The following is a 20,318-nucleotide window of genomic DNA, read 5'->3' as shown; positions in this document are numbered from 1 at the left end:
AGCCTGGCCGTTTCCTTATCCGGGCCTCGCGGTGAGTTTATCGGGGCGTTTGGCCGCATCCGACAGGCCGCCCGGCCTCCGAAGATGAGGAAAAAGCAACATATTCGGTCGAAACCTCGCCTATATTGGGACCTTAAAGGGGTAGCCTCCTTCAAGACAGGACTATTGATTTGGCCATTACCCGACGCGATCTCCTGCTCACCGGCACTGCGGTTGCAGCGCTTCCCGCCCTCGGTTCCGTGGCGGGCTTCTCCGTCATCGGCAGTGCCGAAGCGCAAGCGGCGAATGAGCCATCCTGGCGCCACGGGTTGTCGCTGTTCGGAAAGGTCAAATATCCCGCCGACTTCAAGCGCTTCGACTACGTCAATCCGGAAGCGCCCAAGGGGGGCGTCGCGCGGCAGATCGCGGTCGGCACCTTCGATAATTTCAATATCGTCGTGTCGGGTGTGAAGGGGCAGGTCGCCGGTGCCGTCGCATTCATCTACGAATCCCTCACGACGCCCTCGCTCGACGAGGTCTCGACCGAATATGGCGCGCTGGCCGAGGCCGCCAGCCATCCCGATGATTTTTCCTTCGTCACCTACCGCCTGCGCCCGCAGGCCAAATGGCACGACGGCAAGCCGGTTACCGCCGACGACGTGATCTTCTCGCTCGATTCCTTCAAGAAGCACCACCCGATGTACTCGGCCTATTACAGCCATGTGGTGAAGGCCGAGAAGGTCGGCGAGCGCGAGGTGAAGTTCGTGTTCGACGCGCCGGGTAATCGCGAGTTGCCGCAGATCGTCGGGCAGCTCACTGTCCTGCCGAAGCATTGGTGGGAAGGGACCGACGCGCAAGGCCGCAAGCGCGACGTGTCCGCCACCACGCTCGAGGTGCCGCTTGGTTCCGGTCCCTACAAGGTCAAGGACTTTGTCGCAGGACGGTCGATCGCGCTGGAGCGCGTCAAGGACTACTGGGGCCGCGATCTGCCCGCCAATGTCGGCCGCAACAATTTCGACGAGCTGCGCTACGAATATTTCCGCGACGCCACCGTCGCGATCGAGGCGTTCAAGGCCGACCAGGTCGATTGGCGTACCGAGAACAGCGCGAAGAACTGGGCGACCGCCTACGACTTCCCGGCCGTGACCGAAAAGCGCGTGATCCTGGAAGAGTTCGCCAATCGCAGCTCGGGCGTGATGCAGGCTTTCGTGCCGAACCTGCGCCGCGCCAAGTTCAGCGACCCCCGCGTGCGGCGTGCGCTCAACTATGCGTTCGACTTCGAGGAGATGAACAAGCAGATCTTCTACGGCCAGTACAAGCGCGTCGTGAGCTATTTCGACGGCATCGAGGAACTGATGGCGACCGGCCTGCCGCAAGGCAAGGAGCTCGAGATCCTCGAGACCGTTCGTGCCGAGGTGCCGGCGGAGGTCTTCACCACCGCCTACAGCAACCCGGTCGGCGGCAATCCGGAGCGGGTGCGCGACAATCTCCGCGAGGCGCTACGCCTGTTCAAGGAGGCCGGCTATGAAGTGCGCGACCGAAAGATGACCGACATCAAGACCGGCGCCCAATTCACCCTCGAACTCTTGAATTCGGATCCGAGTTTCGAGCGGATCACGTTGTTCTACAAGCCATCGCTGGAACGGCTCGGCATCGCCGTCAGCGTACGGACCGTGGATCCGACACAGTACGAGAACAGATTGCGGGAATGGGACTTCGATGTTGTCACAAAGTCCTGGGGGGAGTCGCAGTCTCCCGGCAACGAGCAACGGGAACGTTGGGGCGCTAAGAATGCCGACGTCGCGGGGTCTGACAATATAGCCGGGATCAAAAATCCGGCAGTCGACAAGTTGATTGATCGTGTGATTTTCGCGAAAGATCGCGACGATCTCGTCGCCGCAACCAAGGCGCTCGACCGCGTGCTGCTGTGGAATCACTACGTCGTGCCGCAATGGACGTATAACAAAGTGCGCACCGCGCGCTGGGATCGTTTCGGCCGTCCGGCTGAATTGCCCAAATACGGTCAGTCCGGCTTCCCGTTCATCTGGTGGTACGACGCAGACAAGGCGGCGCGGATCGCAAAGAAATCGTGAAGGACGCTCCCCGCATGACGCAGATGTCACGCCGCCACGTGCTGTCCCTGGGTGTCGGCGGCGCCGTCGGTGCGTCGCTGAATGCGCAGCTGCTGCGTGGTGCGCATGCATCCGAAAGCGGGGTTGAGGCGCACGGCATTTCGGCCTTCGGCGATCTCAAATATCCGGCCGACTTCCACCATTTCGACTACGTCAAGGTCGATGCGCCGAAAGGCGGCACGTTCTCGCTCATTCCGTCGGTACGCGCCTATAACCAATCCTACCAGACCTTCAATTCGCTCAACGCCTTCATCCTGAAGGGCGACGGCGCGCAAGGCATGGACATGACCTTCGCGCCGCTGATGGTGCGCGCGAACGACGAGCCTGATGCGATGTATGGGCTCGCGGCCAAATCCGTTCAGATATCGCCGGATCGGCTGGTCTATCGCTTTACCATGCGGCCGGAGGCGAAATTCCACGACGGCACGAAGCTCACCGCGCATGATGCGGCGTTCTCGCTGATGGCGCTGAAGACGAAGGGACATCCCCTGATCCTCGTGCAGCTGCGCGACATGGTCAGCGCGGAAGCCACCGACGATGCAACGCTCGTCGTGACCTTTGCCAAGGGGCGCGCGCGTGACGTGCCACTCTATGCCGCGAGCCTGCCGATCTTCTCGAAGTCGTACTACGCGTCCCGCCCGTTCGATGAAACGTCTCTGGAGATCCCGCTGGGCTCGGGTCCGTACAAGGTCGGCAAGTTCGAGGTCAATCGCTACATCGAGTATGAGAGGGTGAAGGACTGGTGGGGCGCCGATCTGCCGCCCTGCCGCGGCACCTATAATTTCGACATCGTGCGCTATGAGTTCTATCGCGATCGCGACGTCGCTTTCGAGGGGTTCACCGGCAAGAACTATCTCTACCGCGAGGAGTTCACGTCCCGCATCTGGGCGACGCGCTATGATTTCGCCGCAGTCAAGGAGGGACGTGTCAAGATCGAGGTCGTGCCCGACGAGACACCCTCCGGCGCGCAGGGCTGGTTCATCAACACGCGACGTGAAAAATTCAGGGATCCGCGCGTGCGCGAAGCCCTGATCGATGCTTTCGACTTCGAATGGACCAACAAGACCATCATGTACGGCGCCTATGCCCGCACGGTGTCGCCGTTCCAGAATTCCGATCTCATGGCGAGCAACGGGCCTCCGTCGCCGGAAGAGCTGAAGCTGCTCGAGCCGTTTCGCGGTCAGGTTCCCGACGAAGTGTTCGCAACGCCCTTTTCGCCGCCGGTTTCGGACGGATCGGGACAGGATCGCGCTCTCCTGCGCAAATCGCAGCAATTGCTCAACGAAGCCGGCTATCCAATCAAGGATGGCAAGCGGATGTTGCCGAGCGGTGAGGTGTTCAAGATCGAGTTCCTGGCTGAAGAGCCCTCGCTTCAGCCGCATCACGCGCCGTATATCAAGAATTTGGCAACGCTCGGCATCGAGGCAAGTCTCCGCCTCGTAGACGCCGTGCAATATCGCGCGCGCGTGGAGGATTTCGACTTCGACATGACGATCCAGCGCTTCAGCATGTCGGCGACACCAGGCGATGCCATGCGCGCGTTCTTCTCGTCGCAGGTCGCGGCAACCAAGGGATCGTACAATCTCGCGGGCATTGCCAGCCCGGCCATCGACGCCATGATCGAGAAGATCATGGCCGCCGACAGCCGTGAGGATTTGACGGTCGCCTGCCGCGCCTTCGATCGCCTCTTCCGCGCCGGCCGCTATTGGGTGCCGCAGTGGTACGCCAAGACCCATCGGCTGGCTTACTGGGATCAGTTCGGCCATCCACAGAAATTGCCGCGCTATGCCAACGGCGTCGGCGCGCCCGATGTCTGGTGGCATGAACCCGCCAAGGCCGCCAAGCTCGAGCAGGCGAAATAATCATGAGCGCCTATATCGCCCGCCGCATCCTTCTGATGATCCCGACGCTGCTCGGAATCCTGTTCGTCTCGTTCGTCGTTGTGCAGTTCGCGCCGGGCGGGCCCGTCGAGCGCGTGATCGCGCAGCTCTCGGGGGCCGACACCGGCGGCACCTCGCGCATTTCCGGCGGCAGCGATTTTGCGCAGCGCGCGCCGGGGCAGCTGGGGGCCGGCGGCGATGCCATCAACTCGAAATATCGCGGCGCGCAGGGCCTTGATCCCGACTTCATCAAGAAGCTGGAAAAGCAGTTCGGCTTCGACAAGCCGGCACCGGAGCGCTTCGCGCTGATGGTCTGGAATTTCGCCCGGTTCGATTTCGGCAAGAGCTATTTCCGCGACGTCAGCGTGCTCCAGCTGATCAAGGAGAAGCTGCCGGTCTCGATCTCGCTCGGCCTCTGGCTGACGCTCCTGACCTATCTGATCTCGATCCCGCTCGGCATCCGCAAGGCGGTCAAGGACGGAACGCGCTTCGACACCTGGACCTCGACCGTGCTCGTGCTCGGCTACGCGATACCCGGCTTCCTGTTCGCGATTCTCCTGATCATCCTGTTCGCCGGCGGCTCCTTCTTCAACTGGTTCCCGCTGCGCGGACTGACCTCCGACGGGTGGTCGGAGTTTCCCTGGTACTGGAAGATCATCGATTATTTCTGGCATCTGACGCTGCCGCTGATCGCCATGGGGCTCGGTGCCTTCACCACCATGACGTTCCTGACCAAGAACTCGTTTCTCGACGAAATCCGCAAGCAATACGTGATGACCGCGCGCGCGAAGGGCTGCAGCGAGAACCGCGTGCTCTATGGGCACGTCTTCCGCAATGCGATGCTGATCGTGATCGCAGGCTTTCCCAGCACCTTCATCCACGCGTTCTTTTCGGGCTCGCTCCTGATCGAGACCATCTTCTCGCTGGACGGGCTGGGGCTGCTCAGCTTCGAGAGCGTGCTCAACCGCGACTATCCCGTGGTGTTCGGCACGCTCTACATCTTTTCGCTCGTCGGCCTCGTGATCAATCTGGTCTCCGACCTGACCTATATGTGGATCGACCCACGAATCGATTTCGAGGCGCGGGAGGTCTGATGACGATTACCGCGCCGACGCCGATCGAGACCACGGCCCAGTCCCCGCTGGGCGAGGTCGTTCCGATCACGCGCAAGCCCTTCGCGCCTTCGCCGCTCAACAGGCGGCGGTGGCAGAACTTCAAGGCGAACCGCCGCGGCTATTGGTCGTTCTGGCTGTTCATCGCCCTGTTCGTGCTCTCGCTGTTCGCGGAGCTGATCGCCAACGATCGGCCTTTCCTGATCAAGTTCGACGGCCATCTCTATTGGCCCGCCTTCGTGACCTATTCGGAAACCACCTTCGGCGGCGACTTTGAAACCGCGGCGGACTACCGCGACCCCTATTTGCAGAAGCTGATCAAGGACAAGGGTGGCAGCATCCTCTGGCCCCTGATCCGCTACTCCTACGACACCCACAATCTCGACCTGCCGACGCCGGCGCCGTCGCCGCCGACCTGGATGCTCACGGAAGCGCAATGCAAGCCGGTGGTGGAGAAGAAGGGGCTGAAGAGCTGCCGCGACCTCGAATATAACTGGCTCGGGACGGACGATCAGGGGCGCGACGTGGTCGCGCGGCTGATCTATGGCTTCCGCATCTCGGTGCTGTTCGGCCTTTGTCTCACGATCGTCTCGTCCGTCATCGGCATCGCAGCGGGGGCGGTGCAGGGCTATTTCGGCGGCCGGGTCGATCTCATCTTTCAGCGTTTCATCGAGATCTGGACGGCGATTCCCTCGCTCTATCTTCTCCTGATCCTGTCCTCGGTACTCGTGCCCGGCTTCTTCGTGCTGCTCGGCATCCTCCTGCTGTTCTCCTGGGTCTCTCTGGTCGGTCTGGTGCGGGCCGAATTCCTGCGCGGGCGCAACTTCGAATACATCCAGGCGGCGCGGGCGCTCGGCGTCTCCAATCCCGTCATCATGTTCCGCCACTTGCTGCCGAACGCGATGGTCGCGACCATGACGTTCCTGCCCTTCATCGTGTCGAGCTCGGTGATGACGCTGACGGCGCTCGATTTCCTCGGCTTCGGCCTGCCGCCGGGATCACCTTCGCTGGGCGAGTTGCTGTCCCAGGCCAAGTCCAATGTGCAGGCGCCCTGGCTCGGTTTCTCCGGCTTCTTCTCGGTCGCAATCATGCTGTCGCTCCTGATCTTCATCGGCGAAGCCGTGCGCGACGCCTTCGATCCGCGCAGAACATTCAGGTAGGCCGATGGACGCGATCAATCAGCCCCTGCTCGCCGTTCGCGACCTTTCGGTGGCCTTCCACCAGGGCGGCGCCACCACGCTCGCGGTCGACAAGGTCTCGTTCCAGATCAAGCGCGGCGAATGCCTGGCGCTGGTCGGCGAATCCGGCTCCGGCAAGTCCGTCAGCGCGCTCTCGATCCTCAAGCTGCTGCCCTATCCGAACGCCTCGCATCCCTCGGGCAGCATTCACTTCAAGGGGCAGGAGCTGATCAACCGCTCCGAGCAAGAGATGCGGGGGATTCGCGGCAGCGATATCTCCATCATCTTCCAGGAGCCCATGACCTCGCTCAATCCGCTGCACACGATCGAGGCGCAGATCGGCGAGATCATCCAGCTGCACAATCCGACCAGCAATGCAGAGGCGCGCAAGCGAACGCTGGAGCTTCTGACGCAGGTCGGTATTCCCGAGCCGGAGACCCGGTTGAAGAGCTATCCGCATCAGCTGTCCGGCGGCCAGCGCCAGCGCGTGATGATCGCCATGGCGCTCGCCAACGAGCCGGATCTGTTGATCGCGGACGAGCCGACCACGGCACTCGACGTCACCGTGCAGGCGCAGATCCTGGCGCTGCTCGCCGAGATCCGTTCGCGGCTCGGCATGAGCCTGCTCTTCATCACCCACGACCTCGGCATCGTCCGCCGCATCGCCGACACCGTCTGCGTCATGAAGGGCGGCGTGATCGTCGAGCAGGGGCCGGTCGAGCAGGTCTTCAAGACGCCGAAGCATCCCTATACGCGCGACCTGCTCGCGGCGGAGCCGAAGCCCGATCCGGCGCCGCCGCAGCCGGATGCACCGGTGGTGATGTCGGCCGATGACCTGAAGGTGTGGTTTCCAATCAAGCGCGGCCTGATGCGCAAGACGGTCGGCCACATCAAGGCGGTCGACGGCGTCAGCATCGCGGTGCGCAAGGGCGAGACGCTCGGCGTGGTCGGCGAATCCGGCTCGGGCAAGACCACGCTGGGGCTGGCTCTGCTGCGGCTGATCTCATCGAACGGACGCATCGTGTTCCTGGGGAAAGACATCCAGGGCCTGCGCTTCAAGGAGATGCGGCCGTTCCGGCGCGACATGCAGATCGTGTTCCAGGATCCGTTTGGCTCGCTCTCACCGCGCATGTCGGTCGCCGACATCATCGCGGAAGGTCTCTCGGTGCATCAGCCGAAGCTGACGCGGGAAGAACGCGAGGAGCGCGTCGTCAAGGCGCTGGAAGACGTCGGGCTGAAGCCGGATACCCGCTACCGCTATCCCCATGAATTCTCCGGGGGCCAGCGCCAGCGCATCAGCATCGCGCGGGCGGTGGTGCTGGAGCCGGATTTCGTCGTGCTGGACGAGCCCACCAGCGCGCTCGACATGCTGTTCCAGGCCCAGATGGTCGACCTGCTGCGCGAGCTCCAGCGCAAGCGGGATCTCACCTACATGTTCATCTCCCACGACCTGCGCGTGGTGGCCTCGCTTGCGAGCCACCTGATCGTGATGCGCGGCGGCAAGGTGGTCGAGGAGGGCCAGGCCGCCGAGCTGTTCAAGAATCCGAAGACCGATTACACGCGCGCGCTGTTCGCGGCCGCGTTCCGGCTGGAGACGGCCGGCAACGGATCGGTCGGGACGTAAGCCGCGTCATAACCGCTTGATTGCAACGACCTCGCTGCCGGCCTGCCTGATCCGCGCGATGGCGGGCTCGATCGGTTCGATCGCTGTCGCCATGTGATGCGCGTTGGCGTGAACCATGGTGGTCCGATCGCGGACGATGGCGACGTGGCCCTTCCAGAAGATCAGATCGCCGCGCAGCAGACCGCCTCGCTCATGCGGCTCCAGTGCGCGGCCGAGACCGGCCAGTTGCATGTCGCTGTCGCGCGGACAGCCGATCCCCGCCGCTGTCAGCGAGACCTGGACGAGGCCGGAGCAATCGATGCCAAAACTGCTCTTGCCGCCCCAGAGATAGGGCGTGCCGACGAAGCGTTCCGCGACCGCGACGAAATCGGGCTCGCGATGATCGAGCGGGGCGAGATGCGTCTTCGGCAGATATTGTCCGTCGCGCGTCACAGCGAAGCTGCCGTCCTCGCGTGCCACGGCGAGCTTTGATCCCATTACGAGCGTCTCTGCCGGCGGCAGTTTGATCGAGGGACCGGGGAAGACAAACGTCCGCAGTGCGCTGACCAAATGGGTCGGCGCCGCCGAGGGTTTCATGAGCGCTGCATCCGGCAGCCAGCCGACATAGCCGTCACCATTGAGCTGGCCCCACGCCCAGCCCTCGCCATTGCGATCGTAGACCGTGACGCGTTCACCGCGCAGCGCCTCCGTCATCAGCATCGCGCCCGACGAAGGTCGCTCCCGCACCGGCGCGACCGGGTCGATCACCTCGAATTCCTCGCCGGCGACGAAGCGATCCGCCTCGACCTTGCCTTCGAGATATTTCGCGGCGAGGTCGCCCCGCGCCGGGGTTATCCTCAAATCGTATTTTGGATCATGCATAGCGCTCGCTCAGCAAGGCGTAGATGGCGCGCGCGGCCTGGCACTCGCCGCCTTCGGGGCGTGCGGGCTTTGCCGACGGCGTCCAGCCGTAAATGTCGACATGCAGCCAGCTCTTCGCCTGCTCGACGAAGCGTTGCAGAAACAGCGCGCAAATGATCGAGCCGGCGAAGCCACCTGACGGTGCGTTGGTGATGCTGGCGGTCTTGGAGTCCAGCCAGGAATCGTAAGGCGGCCACAACGGCATGCGCCACAACGGATCGTTCTCCCTCACGGCGCAGCGCGCGACGTCGGCGGCAAGCGTCTCGTCATTGGTGTAAAAGGGCGGCAGATCCGGTCCCAGCGCGACGCGCGCTGCGCCGGTCAGCGTGCCCAGATCGATCAGCAGATCGGGCTTCTCCTCATCGGCCAGCGCCAGCGCGTCGGCGAGCACCAGCCGGCCCTCCGCATCCGTATTGCCGATTTCCACCGTGATGCCCTTGCGCGAGGTGAAGATATCGAGCGGGCGGAAGGCGTTGCCGGCCACCGCGTTCTCCACCGCCGGGATCAGCACGCGCAGCCGCACCTTCAGCTTCGCATCCATCACCATGCGCGCCAGCGCCAGTACGTTGGCGGCGCCGCCCATGTCCTTCTTCATGATCAGCATGCCGCTCGACGGCTTCAGGTCGAGCCCGCCGGTGTCGAAGCAGACGCCCTTGCCGACCAGCGTCACCTTGGGATGATCGGGTTCGCCCCAGCCGATGTCGATCAGCCGCGGCGCACGGTTCGAGGCCATGCCGACGGCGTGGACCAGCGGGAAGTTCTTCTCCAGTTCCGCGCCAATGGTGCAGGCGAAGCTTGCACCGAACTCCGTGGCGAGCGCTTGCGCGACGGCGGCGAGCTCTTCCGGTCCCATGTCGTTGGAGGGCGTGTTGATGAGGTCGCGCGCGAGCATCGCGGCATCAGCGATCCGCTCGATCTCGACCGCATCGACGCCTTCAGGCGGCACCAGCCGGACGTCGGGTCTGTCAGCCTTGCGGTAGCGCGCGAAGCGGTAGCGCCCCATTGCAAAAGCGAGCGCCGCGAGCCGTACATCGTGGGGAGCATTGGCAAAGCGATAGATGCCGGGCGGCAGCAGGCCAGGCAGGGCGCCGGGCCGAAACAGGTCGCGCGATCTTGCCCCCTCGTCCTCGAGGCCGAACAACACCTGCGCGATTGCGCCGTCGGGCGCAGGCAGCGCCAGATAGGCGCCAGGCTTGGCGGCAAAGGCGCATGCCGTGGCGAACGCGCGTTGCGGCGCCGGAAGCGTCTCGGCGACCTGGTCCCAGCTCGATTTGGTGACGAAGCTGATCGGAATGGCAGTGGAAGACGTCTCGAAGACAGATGGCATTGGCGGGTCCGGATCGTCAGATCAAACGGGTGATGCGAAAGGATGAGACTTCGCAGAGTTTCGCCGCCGCTGCAATCGGCTTTGCGGTCACCGTTCAGCGAGCCGCTACTCGTGGCAAGGGGGCCATGATAAGGTTCCGGCAACGGTCGCCAGAGCTGGACATCAGGCGGCCGACGACAAAGCGCGCCGGGAGGACATGCAATGGAATTCGTGTGGAGCGTGGTCACGTTCATCGGCGATGCCGTCGAGGCGATCTTCGGCTATGTCGAGCATCACCATTGGATCTTCGCGCTCCTTGCCGGCGGCTACGTTTTCTATCTCCACGACCGCTCTGTCCATGCGCGGTTCGATGCGCTCGACAAGCGCGTCGACGAAATCCGCAAGCGGCTTGCCATCGAATATTGAGGCGGCAATTGCCAAGGCATCCGAGCGAACAGATGAGGGGCGCGGCCTCGATCTCGGCCTCGGCGGTGGGGCACCGCCGCAGACGCCGCCGTGAGAGGCGTGGCCCAGGAGCGGTGTTAACCGGCTGTTAGGGTTAACGGTCTATTGCTGGCGCGTTCGGCTCGATCAATCGGCTCGAGAGTCACAGCGTCATGCGTTTACGATTCAGTCTTGCCCGGCTTGTTGCGTCCACCTCGCTGGTCGCGGTGGTGGCCATGGGCCTCGGCGGCTGCACGGGCATGTCGAAACTCTCCGACGTGACGGGCGGGATCGGCGGACCACGGGCAGAGGCTGCTCCCACCGATCCGGTGCGCGCCGTCGAGGTCTATGGCGAGCGCTACCGCGCCAATCCCAAGGACGCCGATGCCGCGCTCGCCTACGGTCAGGCGTTGCGCGCAAACGGTCAGCGCGCCCAGGCCGCCGCCGTGCTCGAGCAGGCGACCATCGCCAATCCCGGCAACAGGGCGCTGCTCGCCCAATACGGCCGCGCCCTCGCCGACAACGGCAATTTCCAGCAGGCCTACGACGTGCTGTCGAAAGCGCACTCGCCCGACAATCCTGACTGGCGCCTGCTCTCGGTTCAGGGCACCGCGCTGGACCAGATGGGCCGTCATGAGGAAGCGCGTTCCTACTACGCGAGCGCGCTCAAGATCGCACCGGGTGATCCCGGCGTGCTCTCCAATCTCGGCCTGTCCTACATGTTGTCGAAAGACCTTCCGAAGGCCGAAGAGGCGCTGCGGCAGGCCTACGCTTCGCCGCGTGCCGGCATCCGGGTGCGGCAGAATCTCGGCCTAGTCGTCGGTCTGCAGGGCCGCTTCGCCGAAGCCGAGACCATCGTGAAAGCAGATCTGCCACCGGATCAGGCCGCGGCCAACGTCGCCTATCTCAAGGAGATGCTCAGCCGCAGCGACGCTCCCCGCGGCGCGTCGAATCGGACGCCGGTCGCCTCGCTCAGCCAGCCGGACTGATCCGGGCTGATCGTCTCTTCTATCGTCTCATCCTGAAAGCCATCCGCGAGCCGCAAGCGCAACCCGCGTCTTGCGTCATTGCATCTCGGAGATCTTGATGCCGGTCGGCCCGAGAATGACGACGAACAGCACGGGCAGGAAGAACAGGATCATCGGCACCGTCAGCTTCGGCGGCAGGGCGGCGGCTTTCTTTTCGGCTTCGTTCATTCGCATGTCGCGATTTTCCTGCGCCATGACGCGCAACGAATGTCCAAGCGGGGTGCCGTAACGCTCCGCCTGCTGAAGCGCGAGGCACACAGACTTGACGCCTTCGAGCCCGGTGCGTCGTGCCAAATTCTCATAGGCGACCTTGCGATCCTGCAGATAGGATAATTCGGCTGTCGTCAGCGTGAACTCCTCCGACAGCGCGATCGACTGTCCCACGATCTCGGTGGCGACTTTCCGGAACGCCATCTCGACCGACATGCCGGATTCGATGCAGATCAGGAGCAGGTCGAGCGCGTCGGGAAAGGCGCGCTTGATCGAGAGCTGGCGCTTGGAGATCGCGTTCCTCAGGAACAGCATCGGCGCCTGGAGGCCGAGATAGGCGGCGCCGACGCAGATGCCGATCTTGATCGGCATGGCCTGCTCCATATGCGCGATCACGAAGACGTAGACGACCGAGCCGATGAAGAGCACCATCGGCGCGACCATGCGGGCAAACAGGAAGGTGATGTAGGGCGCGTGACCGCGGTAACCCGCCATGATCAGCTTGTCGCGCGCGGCTTCCTGCGCGAGCCATTTGGTGAGGTTGAAGTCGTCGACGACCTTGGAGACGATCTGCTTCGGCGTCTGGCGCAGCGTGACCTTTTCGTTCTTGTGAAGGCGCTCACGCTCGCGCTGCCGGATGCGTTCCCGCTCGCTCGCCACCGCCTTCATGCGCTTGGAGAGGCCCTCGCCGGCGAACAGGGGCATCACCAGCGTATAGACGGTGGCGCTGGCGGCAATCGCCGCCAGCATCATGGTCATGAAGTGGATGTCATGTAGTTTCGCAACGAGAAACTGGACCATACTGCACCGTCAGAAATCGAAATTGATCATCTTCTTCATCACCATGATGCCGACCGCCATCCAGACGACGCAACCGACCAGCATGAGCTGACCGGTGGGATGGGTCCACAGCACCGAGATGTAATGTGGCGTCGTGAGATAGACGAGGAACATCACGATCGGCGGCAGAGAGCCGATGATGCCGGCCGAGGCCTTGGCTTCCATCGACATCGCCTGGATCTTCTCCCTCATCTTCTTGCGGTCGCGCAGCACCTTGGAAAGGTTGCCGAGCGCTTCGGAGAGGTTGCCGCCGGATTTCTGCTGGATCGAGATGACGATGCCGAAGAAGTTCGCCTCCGGCAGCGGCATGCGATCATAGAGCCGCGTGCAGGCCTCACCGAGCGGCATGCCGATCGCCTGGGTCTCGATGATCGCCAGAAACTCGCTGCGCAGCGGCTCGGGCGCGTCGGCCGCGACGACCTTGATCGATTCGAACAGGGGCAGGCCCGCCTTGATGCCGCGGACGATCACGTCGACCGCGTCGGGCAGCGCCGCCAGGAATTTGGCCTCGCGACGCTTCTTCAGGAAGCCGAGCGCCCAGCGCGGCAGGCCGAAGCCGCCGGCAAAGGCGAGGCCGACGGCACCGATCAGGCCGCCGCCGGCGAACAGAGCGGCCGCGAAGAATGCGCCCGCCACGACGGCGGAGACGATCCAGAATTTCTGCGGCGTCCAATCGAGCCCTGCCTGCGACAGGCGGACGGGGAGCGGAGTGCTCTTCTCCTGCAGGCGTCGCGCCTCGAGATCCTTCAGCGAGGTCTCGACCTGCTCGCGGCGCGAGCGCTGGGTCTTCTCGGCCTGGCGGACCGTGGGCGCCTCGGCGCGCGAGATCGAGGCGCGGCGGCTTTCGGCCTTTCGTTCTCCGGACAGCAGCGGATAGAGGAAGACCCAGGCGATGCCGCCGACCGCTGCGGTGGCAAGGAATGCGAGGGCGAGGACCTGCATGTTCATGCTGACCTGCTCACGTCTTCGGCGCGACTTCCGCCGCGTCCAGTGCAGCGGCAAGGCGCTTCTCGTCGCCATAATAGCGCGCGCGTTCCCAGAACTTCGGACGTCCGATGCCGGTCGAGCGGTGGCGGCCGATGATCTTGCCGTTGGCGTCCTCGCCGACCATGTCGTAGAGGAAGATGTCCTGGGTGATGATGGTGTCGCCTTCCATGCCCATCACCTCGGTGATGTGGGTGATGCGGCGCGAGCCGTCGCGCAGGCGCGCCGCCTGGACGATGACGTCGATGGAAGCGCAGATCATCTCGCGGATGGTGCGTGAGGGAAGCGAGAAGCCACCCATCGTGATCATGGATTCGCAGCGCGACAGGGCTTCGCGCGGGTTGTTGGCGTGCAGTGTGCCCATCGAGCCGTCATGGCCGGTGTTCATGGCCTGGAGCAGGTCGAACGCCTCGGGTCCGCGGACTTCGCCGACGATGATGCGTTCGGGCCGCATACGCAGGCAGTTGCGTACCAGCTCGCGCATGGTGACCTGGCCCTCGCCCTCGATGTTGGGCGGTCGGGTTTCCAGCCGCACCACGTGAGGCTGCTGGAGCTGGAGCTCGGCGGCGTCTTCGCAGGTGATGACGCGCTCGTCATGCTCGATATAGTTGGTCAGGCAGTTGAGCAGAGTGGTCTTGCCGGAGCCGGTACCGCCTGAGATCAGCACGTTGCAGCGGACGCGGCCGATGATCTGAAGAATTTCGGCGCCTTCCGGCGAGATCGCGCCGAACTTGACCAGCTGATCGAGCGTCAGCTTGTCCTTCTTGAATTTGCGGATGGTGAGCGTGGGGCCGTCGATCGACAGCGGCGGCACGATGGCGTTGACGCGGGAGCCGTCGGCGAGACGCGCGTCGCAGATCGGCGAGGATTCGTCGACGCGCCGACCGACCTGGCTGACGATGCGCTGGCAGATGTTGAGGAGCTGCTGGTTGTCGCGGAAGCGGATGCCGGTCTTCTGGATCTTGCCGTTGACTTCGATGAAGACGGTGTTGGCGCCGTTGACCATGATGTCGGCGATGTCGTCGCGCGACAGCAGCGGCTCGAGTGGACCGTAACCCAGAACGTCGTTGCAGATGTCGTCGAGCAGCTCTTCCTGCTCGGCGATCGACATCACGATGTTCTTGATCGCGATGATCTCGTTGACGATGTCGCGGATTTCCTCGCGCGCGGACTCGGAGTCCAGCTTGGCGAGCTGGGCGAGGTCGATCGCCTCGATCAGCGCGCCGAAGATGGTCGCCTTGACCTCGTAATAATTGTCCGAGCGCCGGTTCTCCATGGCCGGAGGCGGCGGCGCCTTGGCAGGCGCGAGCGGGGGCGAGGCGACCGCCGGCGGAGCCGGGGCGCGCGACACCGTCGGCGCCGGAGCCTGGGCAGGCTCGGGCGACACGGCGCCGGGCTTGGGCGCCCGAAGGTCGGTGTCTGTTCCGCTACGCTTACCGAACACTTAACAACTCCATGCGGGGCTTATTTTCCCCGCAACTTGTCAATCAGGGGTGAAAGCAGGGACGACTTTTGCTTCTTGGTCTCGCTGCGGCCGGTCAGGCGCTGGGCGATCTGAAGGAACATCTCGATCGATTTGTGGTTGGCCGAGATCTCCGCGATCATTTGGCCGTTGTTGGCAGCCGAGCCGAAAATCTGCGGCTCGAACGGGATCGAGACGATTGGCTGGCTTTCGATCGCCTTGGCGAACTCCGCGGCGGCGATTTCGGGCCGTTTCGGCACTCCGACCTGGTTCAGGCAGTAGAGCGGCGGCCGGTCGTTGGGGCGCGCGGCCTTCAACAAATCGAACAGGTTCTTGGTATTGCGCAAATTGGCGAGGTCGGGCGCGGCCACGATCAGGATGTCGTCGGCCCCGATCAGGGCGCGCTTGGTCCAGCCCGACCATTGGTGCGGAATGTCGAGCACGATGCAGGGCATGGTGGAGCGCAAGGTGTCGAATACGGCGTCGAAGGCGTCGGTGCCGAAATCATAGACCCGGTCGAGCGTCGCCGGCGCCGCCAGCAGGCTGAGATGGTCGGTGCATTTCGACAGCAGGCGGTCGATGAAGGCAGTGTCGACCCGATCCGGCGAGAACACGGCGTCGGCAATGCCCTGCGGCGGGTCCTGGTTGTAGTCGAGCCCGGCGGTGCCGAAGGCGAGGTCGAGATCGGCGACGACGGCGTCCATTGCGAGGTCGCGCGCGATCGCCCAGGCGACGTTATGGGAGATGGTGGAAGCTCCGACGCCGCCCTTGGCGCCGACCACGGCGATGATGCGGCCGACCGCCTTGGCTTCCGGCGCGGAGAACAGGTTGCAGATCGAGCGCACGACGTCGATCGCGCCGACCGGCGCGAGCACGTAGTCGCTGACACCGCGGCGCACCAGCTCGCGGTAGAGTGTGACGTCGTTGATGCGGCCGATCACGACCACGCGGGTGCCGGCGTCGCAGACGGTGGCGAGCTGGTCGAGCCCGCCGAGCAGGTCGTTGCGTCCGTCGCTTTCGAGCACGATGACGTTCGGCGTCGGGGCCGAGCGGTAGGCCTCGCTTGCCGCGGCCATGCCGCCCATCTGGATCTTCAGGTGGGCCTTGCCGAGACGGCGGTCTTCGCCGGCCGCCTGGACCGCGGCAGCAGTCTCCACGGTCTCGCAGAAGGCCTGGACCGAGACGCGCGGCGCGGGCGCAATATGCTCCTCGACCGGCGGAGGAGCTGCGTCCGGCTGCTCTTCGTGTGTCTGGCGGGCGTAGTTGATCATTTGCCGGTATCGCTGAGTTTGGCCTTGTCGGCCTCGGGATAAGTGGTCGCCGACGTGAGACCCTTGCGATATTTCTCGAGAGAGGTGATGCGCCGCGGCGTGTAGGAGGGAGTTTCAGGACGCGGCTGCTCGAGGTCCGACGGATTGTCGACCATCGCCGCGAGGTTGCGCTGATAGGCGCAGCCGTAATTGTAATAGTCCTTGTTCTCGAACCAGCTCTTGTTCTTCATCGAAGGGCCGATGTCGTCCGGCCAAAGGCCGCAGGGACCAGCGACCGCGCCGATCTTGGAATAGGTGAGCCGGATCGGCGGCAGGAAGCGCTTGTCTTCCGGCTGGTAGGGGCGAACGTTGACGCCGCGCGGCGGAACGCCCGCTCCCGCGAGCATCGCCTGGATTTCACGCATCGTGTCCGCGACCGGACGAGCATTGGGCGTGCCGGACGGCATGTCGATACGGATGGCCCCCGTGCCTTCCTGCAACCATGCTGATGCGACACCCATCACGTCGGCGCGCTGGGCCGCGGTCAAACCACCGCGAGCATGGCCGACGAAGACGACGATCGAGCGATTCTGCTCCTCGATCGCGATCGGATGGCGCTGCTTGTAGTCGTCGGGAATGGAGGCCGTGACGGCCTGGTCATGCTGGCAGCCGCCGAGCGCGAGCGCCATGCCGACGAGCGCACCACCAAGGCGGATGGTGCGTTTGCGAAGCTGGGGTGGTCTTGTGATCATCTTGAAGTCCCCGTTCCGCCTCACTCGGTGATGAAGCCGTAGGTGCCGCGGTAGCTCTTGGCCGGTTCGGTTCGGCCGGGCACGCCGTAGATGCGGTTGATGTTGCCGAGCAGTTGGGCCTGTGGATCCGCAGGCGGGGCGAAGCCGTCATCCGGCCGCGACAGGTCCTTTGGCGCCACTGCGCGAACGACATAGGGCGTCACGATCACGACCAGCTCGGTCGCGTTGTTGACGAAGTCGCGGCTGCGGAACAGCGTACCGAGGATCGGGAGCTGCATCAGTCCCGGCAATCCGCTGATCGCCTGCTTGGTCTGCTGCTGGATCAGGCCGGCCATTGCCATCGCGCCGCCGGAGGGAATTTCCAGCGAGGTCTCGGCGCGGCGGGTCCTGATCGAGGGCACCGTCAGCGAGTTCACCGATGTCGAGGTCACGGCCTGCGACAGCGTGATCGCATTTTCGTTCGACAGCTCGGAGACTTCGGTCATGACGCGCAGGCTGATCTTGCCTTCGCTCAGCACCACGGGAGTGAAGTTGAGCGAGATGCCGAACTTCTTGAAGCTGATCTGGGTGGTACAGACATGCGTGGTGGGGTCGCACGCATACCCCGCCGGCACCGGGAATTCGCCGCCGGCGATGAACGTCGCCGATTCACCGGAGATCGCGGTCAGGTTCGGTTCGGCCAGCGTGCGGATCACGCCAGCGGTTTCCATCGCGCGCAGGGTGGCCTGCACCGACGTCGCGCCGCCGAACTTGGTCGTCAAATTGTTGCCGTCCACGAGATTGTGGCCGAGCGCGGTGAACGGATTGGAGTTCGTGAAGCTCACCACGGACGTGCCGTAGTTGAGGCTGGCGCTCAGGTCGATGCCCAGTTGCTTGACGATGGTGCGCTGGACTTCCGCCACCGTCACCTTGAGCATGACCTGGTCCCGGCCGCGCACCACGATCGAGTTCACCACCTTGTCGACGCCGCCGGCCAGTCGCGCGGCGAGCTCGTTGGCCTGCTGCGCTTCCATCGGGTTCGCCGCCGTGCCGGTCAGGACGATGCCGTCGCCGAGCCCGTCGATCTGGATGTCCGAATTGGGCAGGACCTGCTTCAGCGCCGCCCGCACGCCGTTGAGGTCGCGCTTGACTGCGATGTCATAGGCCGCGATCTGCTGGCCTGCGGAATCGAAGAACACGATGTTGGTCTGGCCGATCGCGGCGCCGATGATGTAGGCGCGCTGCGCCGAGCGGACCACCGCATTGGCGATCTTGGGGTCAGCGACCAGCACGTCCTTGATGTCGCGCGGAAGGTCGATCACGATCGACTTGCCGATGCCGAGCGAGAGGAAGCGGGCGTTCATCTGTCCGTCGGCGGCGACCGGCGCGGCCGGGCGATAGTCGGCGGCGACCACGGGGGTCAGCACCGGATTGAATGCCAGTGCGAAGGCGGCCGAGAACGACAGGGCGCGGACCATGGAGGTTCGCATCGTCGCCTGTTCTGCCCTGCATTTCATGTCGCCTGTCCTCATCGTGCCTTCGCCGTCGAGCTTGGGACGCCGTAGCGAATGATCGAGATGCCGTCGCGCTTCTGTGCGGATTCGTCGAGGGTGATCTCGCTCATCTTGACGTCGGCAATGCTGCGCAGCGCCAGCGACAGCGTTCCGGCCTGACGGGCCGAGGAAAGCGCCTGGGTCTGTGCGGAAGTGAGTTCCAGGGTCACGGTCTTGCCGACCACGGCGTTCTGGCCGTCCTTCTCCTTCGGAGCCTGATCGATGGCGAGCACGCGCACATTGACCAGGATGATCTCGGACGTGACGACGTCCGGGGCCCCGGAGGCCTGGTCCGGGTTCTTGAGACGGCGCGTGAGCAGGACGTCGACGCGGTCATTGGGCAGGATGAAGCCGCCTGCGCCGGTCTCCGGCGAGATTTCGGTGGAGATGGCCCGCATGCCGCTGGGCAGGATGGCCGCCATGAATCCGGAGCCCTCGGCCTTGACCAGCTTTTGGTCGCGGATGGGCTCACCCTGAATGAAGGGGGCGCGCGCGATCGAACCGGTCACCTGGGTCACGCCTTCGGGACGCTCGTTGCGGCGGATGAAGGCGGCGCTGGCGGTCGCGGCCGGCCAGGTCTGCCATTGCAGATCTTCCGGCTTCACGGTCTGGCCGAGGCCGATGTCGTTCTTGGCCACGAGGACGTCGACGGTCGGAAGCTGCGCGACCGGGGCCGGAGGCGGCGCAGAATTGTCCGAGCCGCTCGCCAGGTACGCGGCGACACCGCCGGCGCAGATGGCGACCGTCAGGACGACAATGCGTGCCCTATTCATACGCTTCACTTTCCACAAAACGCCGCGACGCTACCGCCGCCGTAATCGGCAGTTGACCAGCTATTCGTCAAAGCATGGTTAATGAGGCGTATCTAAATCGCCTTAACGCCGGGTTTACCCAGTGCGTTCAGCGCAGCGCGAGGTGAGCGAGATCAATCGCCTTCACCCATTCGGTCTCCGGGTAGATCATCAGCGCACTCAGCGCGAGCGCGATGCCGTAGGGGATGCCGCTCTCCTTGGCGTGCAGCCGAGCGAGCCAAGCCTGGCCCGCCAGCCCGTAGGGCAGCGGCCATTGCCGGAACTGGAGCAGGAGCAGCGTCAGCGCACCCCCGAACAGCGAGGCGTAGAGCAGGAAGTTCATCAGCGGTGCGAAACCGAACCAGAGCGCGACCGAGGCCGCGACCTTGGCGTCGCCGCCGCCGACCCAGCCCATCGCAAAGCAGGTGAAGGCGATGACCAGGAGAAGCGCGCCGGCACCGACATGACTGAGCATCTCGTAAGGTGCCATGCCACCGGCGAAGGCGAGTGCGAAGAAGCCTGCGACCAGCGCCAGCGACACGCGGTTCGAGATCGTCATCGTGAAGAGATCGCTCGCGGCGGCGAACGCCATCAGGGCCGGGAAGAGCAGAAGGCGCGCGAGGTCGAGGATCATGGGCTGCGTCTTGAGGCCGGGAATTGCCGCGGGAACTGGCGTCGGGCGATGCTAGCCGGCAGTGCTAAACAAACCGACAACGGCAGCAAGGCCCGCGCGGGCCTGAAGCCGCAAAACGCGTCGTCACCACAGGCTGGCAATACGCGCGGCGAGCGCGGCCGTCGCAAGCAGCAGTGCAACGCAGACCCAATAGACCGGCGAGCCGGCCTGTGACGCCGCTGTCGCGTTTGCCGCGATCGCGGCATCGGTTCTGTACTTACGCAACGCCACTGGAACTCGC

Annotated in this window: 18 protein-coding genes; 7 read left to right on the top strand and 11 right to left on the bottom strand. The window is 64.3% G+C overall.

Annotated features, from left to right (window positions below):
- The first annotated feature begins 170 nt into the window (after positions 1-170).
- From CIT40_RS29710 to CIT40_RS29690, 5 genes are read left to right on the top strand one after another with little or no spacing between them, the layout of a single operon-like run.
- The gene (locus tag CIT40_RS29710; RefSeq protein ID WP_094892843.1) at positions 171-2,072 is read left to right on the top strand and encodes an extracellular solute-binding protein; all 1,902 of its coding nucleotides are present in this window, start codon (positions 171-173) and stop codon (positions 2,070-2,072) included.
- Between the two features lie 14 nt (positions 2,073-2,086).
- The gene (locus CIT40_RS29705; protein WP_094892842.1) at positions 2,087-3,973 is read left to right on the top strand and encodes an extracellular solute-binding protein; all 1,887 of its coding nucleotides are present in this window, start codon (positions 2,087-2,089) and stop codon (positions 3,971-3,973) included.
- 2 nt (positions 3,974-3,975) lie between these two features.
- Positions 3,976-5,085: a microcin C ABC transporter permease YejB gene (locus CIT40_RS29700; protein ID WP_094892841.1), complete on the top strand. Its 1,110-nt coding sequence runs from the start codon at positions 3,976-3,978 to the stop codon at positions 5,083-5,085.
- Positions 5,085-6,263 carry an ABC transporter permease gene (locus CIT40_RS29695; RefSeq protein WP_094892840.1) on the top strand — a complete coding sequence of 393 codons (1,179 nt, stop codon included), beginning with the start codon at positions 5,085-5,087 and terminating at the stop codon, positions 6,261-6,263. Before CIT40_RS29700 ends, CIT40_RS29695 begins: the two co-directional genes overlap by 1 nt.
- A 4-nt stretch (positions 6,264-6,267) precedes the next feature.
- Entirely contained in the window at positions 6,268-7,905 is a 1,638-nt protein-coding gene (locus tag CIT40_RS29690) for an ABC transporter ATP-binding protein (RefSeq protein ID WP_162307737.1), read from the top strand.
- 6 nt (positions 7,906-7,911) lie between these two features.
- Here CIT40_RS29690 and CIT40_RS29685 read toward each other — a convergent pair whose 3' ends face one another.
- Positions 7,912-8,766 carry a C40 family peptidase gene (locus CIT40_RS29685; RefSeq protein WP_094892839.1) on the bottom strand — a complete coding sequence of 285 codons (855 nt, stop codon included), beginning with the start codon at positions 8,764-8,766 and terminating at the stop codon, positions 7,912-7,914.
- Entirely contained in the window at positions 8,759-10,132 is a 1,374-nt protein-coding gene (locus CIT40_RS29680; RefSeq protein ID WP_094892838.1) for a leucyl aminopeptidase family protein, read from the bottom strand. Before CIT40_RS29680 ends, CIT40_RS29685 begins: the two co-directional genes overlap by 8 nt.
- Positions 10,133-10,333: 201 nt before the next feature.
- Between CIT40_RS29680 and CIT40_RS29675 the strand changes: the two genes are divergently transcribed.
- Both CIT40_RS29675 and CIT40_RS29670 read left to right on the top strand, forming a co-directional pair.
- A complete protein-coding gene (locus CIT40_RS29675) occupies positions 10,334-10,537 on the top strand; it encodes a hypothetical protein (RefSeq protein ID WP_094892837.1) in 204 nt (67 codons plus the stop codon).
- Positions 10,538-10,728: 191 nt separating this feature from the next.
- On the top strand, positions 10,729-11,544 hold the full coding sequence (locus CIT40_RS29670; protein WP_094892836.1) for a tetratricopeptide repeat protein: 816 nt from the start codon (positions 10,729-10,731) through the stop codon (positions 11,542-11,544).
- 75 nt (positions 11,545-11,619) lie between these two features.
- Here the strand turns inward: CIT40_RS29670 and CIT40_RS29665 are convergent, their stop codons facing one another.
- From CIT40_RS29665 to CIT40_RS29625, 9 genes are all read right to left on the bottom strand, one after another.
- A complete protein-coding gene (locus CIT40_RS29665) occupies positions 11,620-12,594 on the bottom strand; it encodes a type II secretion system F family protein (RefSeq protein ID WP_094892835.1) in 975 nt (324 codons plus the stop codon).
- A 9-nt stretch (positions 12,595-12,603) separates the two neighbouring features.
- Positions 12,604-13,581, bottom strand: coding sequence for a type II secretion system F family protein (locus CIT40_RS29660; RefSeq protein WP_094892935.1), 978 nt, complete (start codon positions 13,579-13,581; stop codon positions 12,604-12,606).
- Between the two features lie 10 nt (positions 13,582-13,591).
- Positions 13,592-15,061, bottom strand: coding sequence for a TadA family conjugal transfer-associated ATPase (locus CIT40_RS29655; RefSeq protein ID WP_094892834.1), 1,470 nt, complete (start codon positions 15,059-15,061; stop codon positions 13,592-13,594).
- A 20-nt stretch (positions 15,062-15,081) separates the two neighbouring features.
- Positions 15,082-16,350, bottom strand: coding sequence for a CpaE/TadZ family protein (locus CIT40_RS29650; RefSeq protein ID WP_094892833.1), 1,269 nt, complete (start codon positions 16,348-16,350; stop codon positions 15,082-15,084).
- Entirely contained in the window at positions 16,347-17,081 is a 735-nt protein-coding gene (locus CIT40_RS29645) for a CpaD family pilus assembly protein (RefSeq protein WP_094892832.1), read from the bottom strand. The genes CIT40_RS29650 and CIT40_RS29645 overlap by 4 nt, the downstream gene beginning before the upstream one ends.
- A gap of 20 nt (positions 17,082-17,101) precedes the next feature.
- Positions 17,102-18,577 carry a type II and III secretion system protein family protein gene (locus CIT40_RS29640; RefSeq protein ID WP_162307736.1) on the bottom strand — a complete coding sequence of 492 codons (1,476 nt, stop codon included), beginning with the start codon at positions 18,575-18,577 and terminating at the stop codon, positions 17,102-17,104.
- An 11-nt stretch (positions 18,578-18,588) separates the two neighbouring features.
- Positions 18,589-19,386: a Flp pilus assembly protein CpaB gene (cpaB, locus tag CIT40_RS29635; RefSeq protein ID WP_162307735.1), complete on the bottom strand. Its 798-nt coding sequence runs from the start codon at positions 19,384-19,386 to the stop codon at positions 18,589-18,591.
- Positions 19,387-19,513: 127 nt separating this feature from the next.
- Positions 19,514-20,038, bottom strand: coding sequence for an A24 family peptidase (locus tag CIT40_RS29630; RefSeq protein WP_094892829.1), 525 nt, complete (start codon positions 20,036-20,038; stop codon positions 19,514-19,516).
- Between the two features lie 123 nt (positions 20,039-20,161).
- Positions 20,162-20,302 (bottom strand): hypothetical protein, encoded by a 141-nt coding sequence (locus tag CIT40_RS29625; RefSeq protein ID WP_162307306.1) that lies wholly within the window; start codon positions 20,300-20,302, stop codon positions 20,162-20,164.
- Positions 20,303-20,318: the final 16 nt, after the last annotated feature.

Origin of the sequence: Bradyrhizobium amphicarpaeae (assembly GCF_002266435.3) — a bacterium.
Lineage (GTDB): Bacteria > Pseudomonadota > Alphaproteobacteria > Rhizobiales > Xanthobacteraceae > Bradyrhizobium > Bradyrhizobium amphicarpaeae.
Note: the sequence above shows the minus strand (reverse complement) of the source record. Positions and strands in the feature narration are given on the sequence as shown.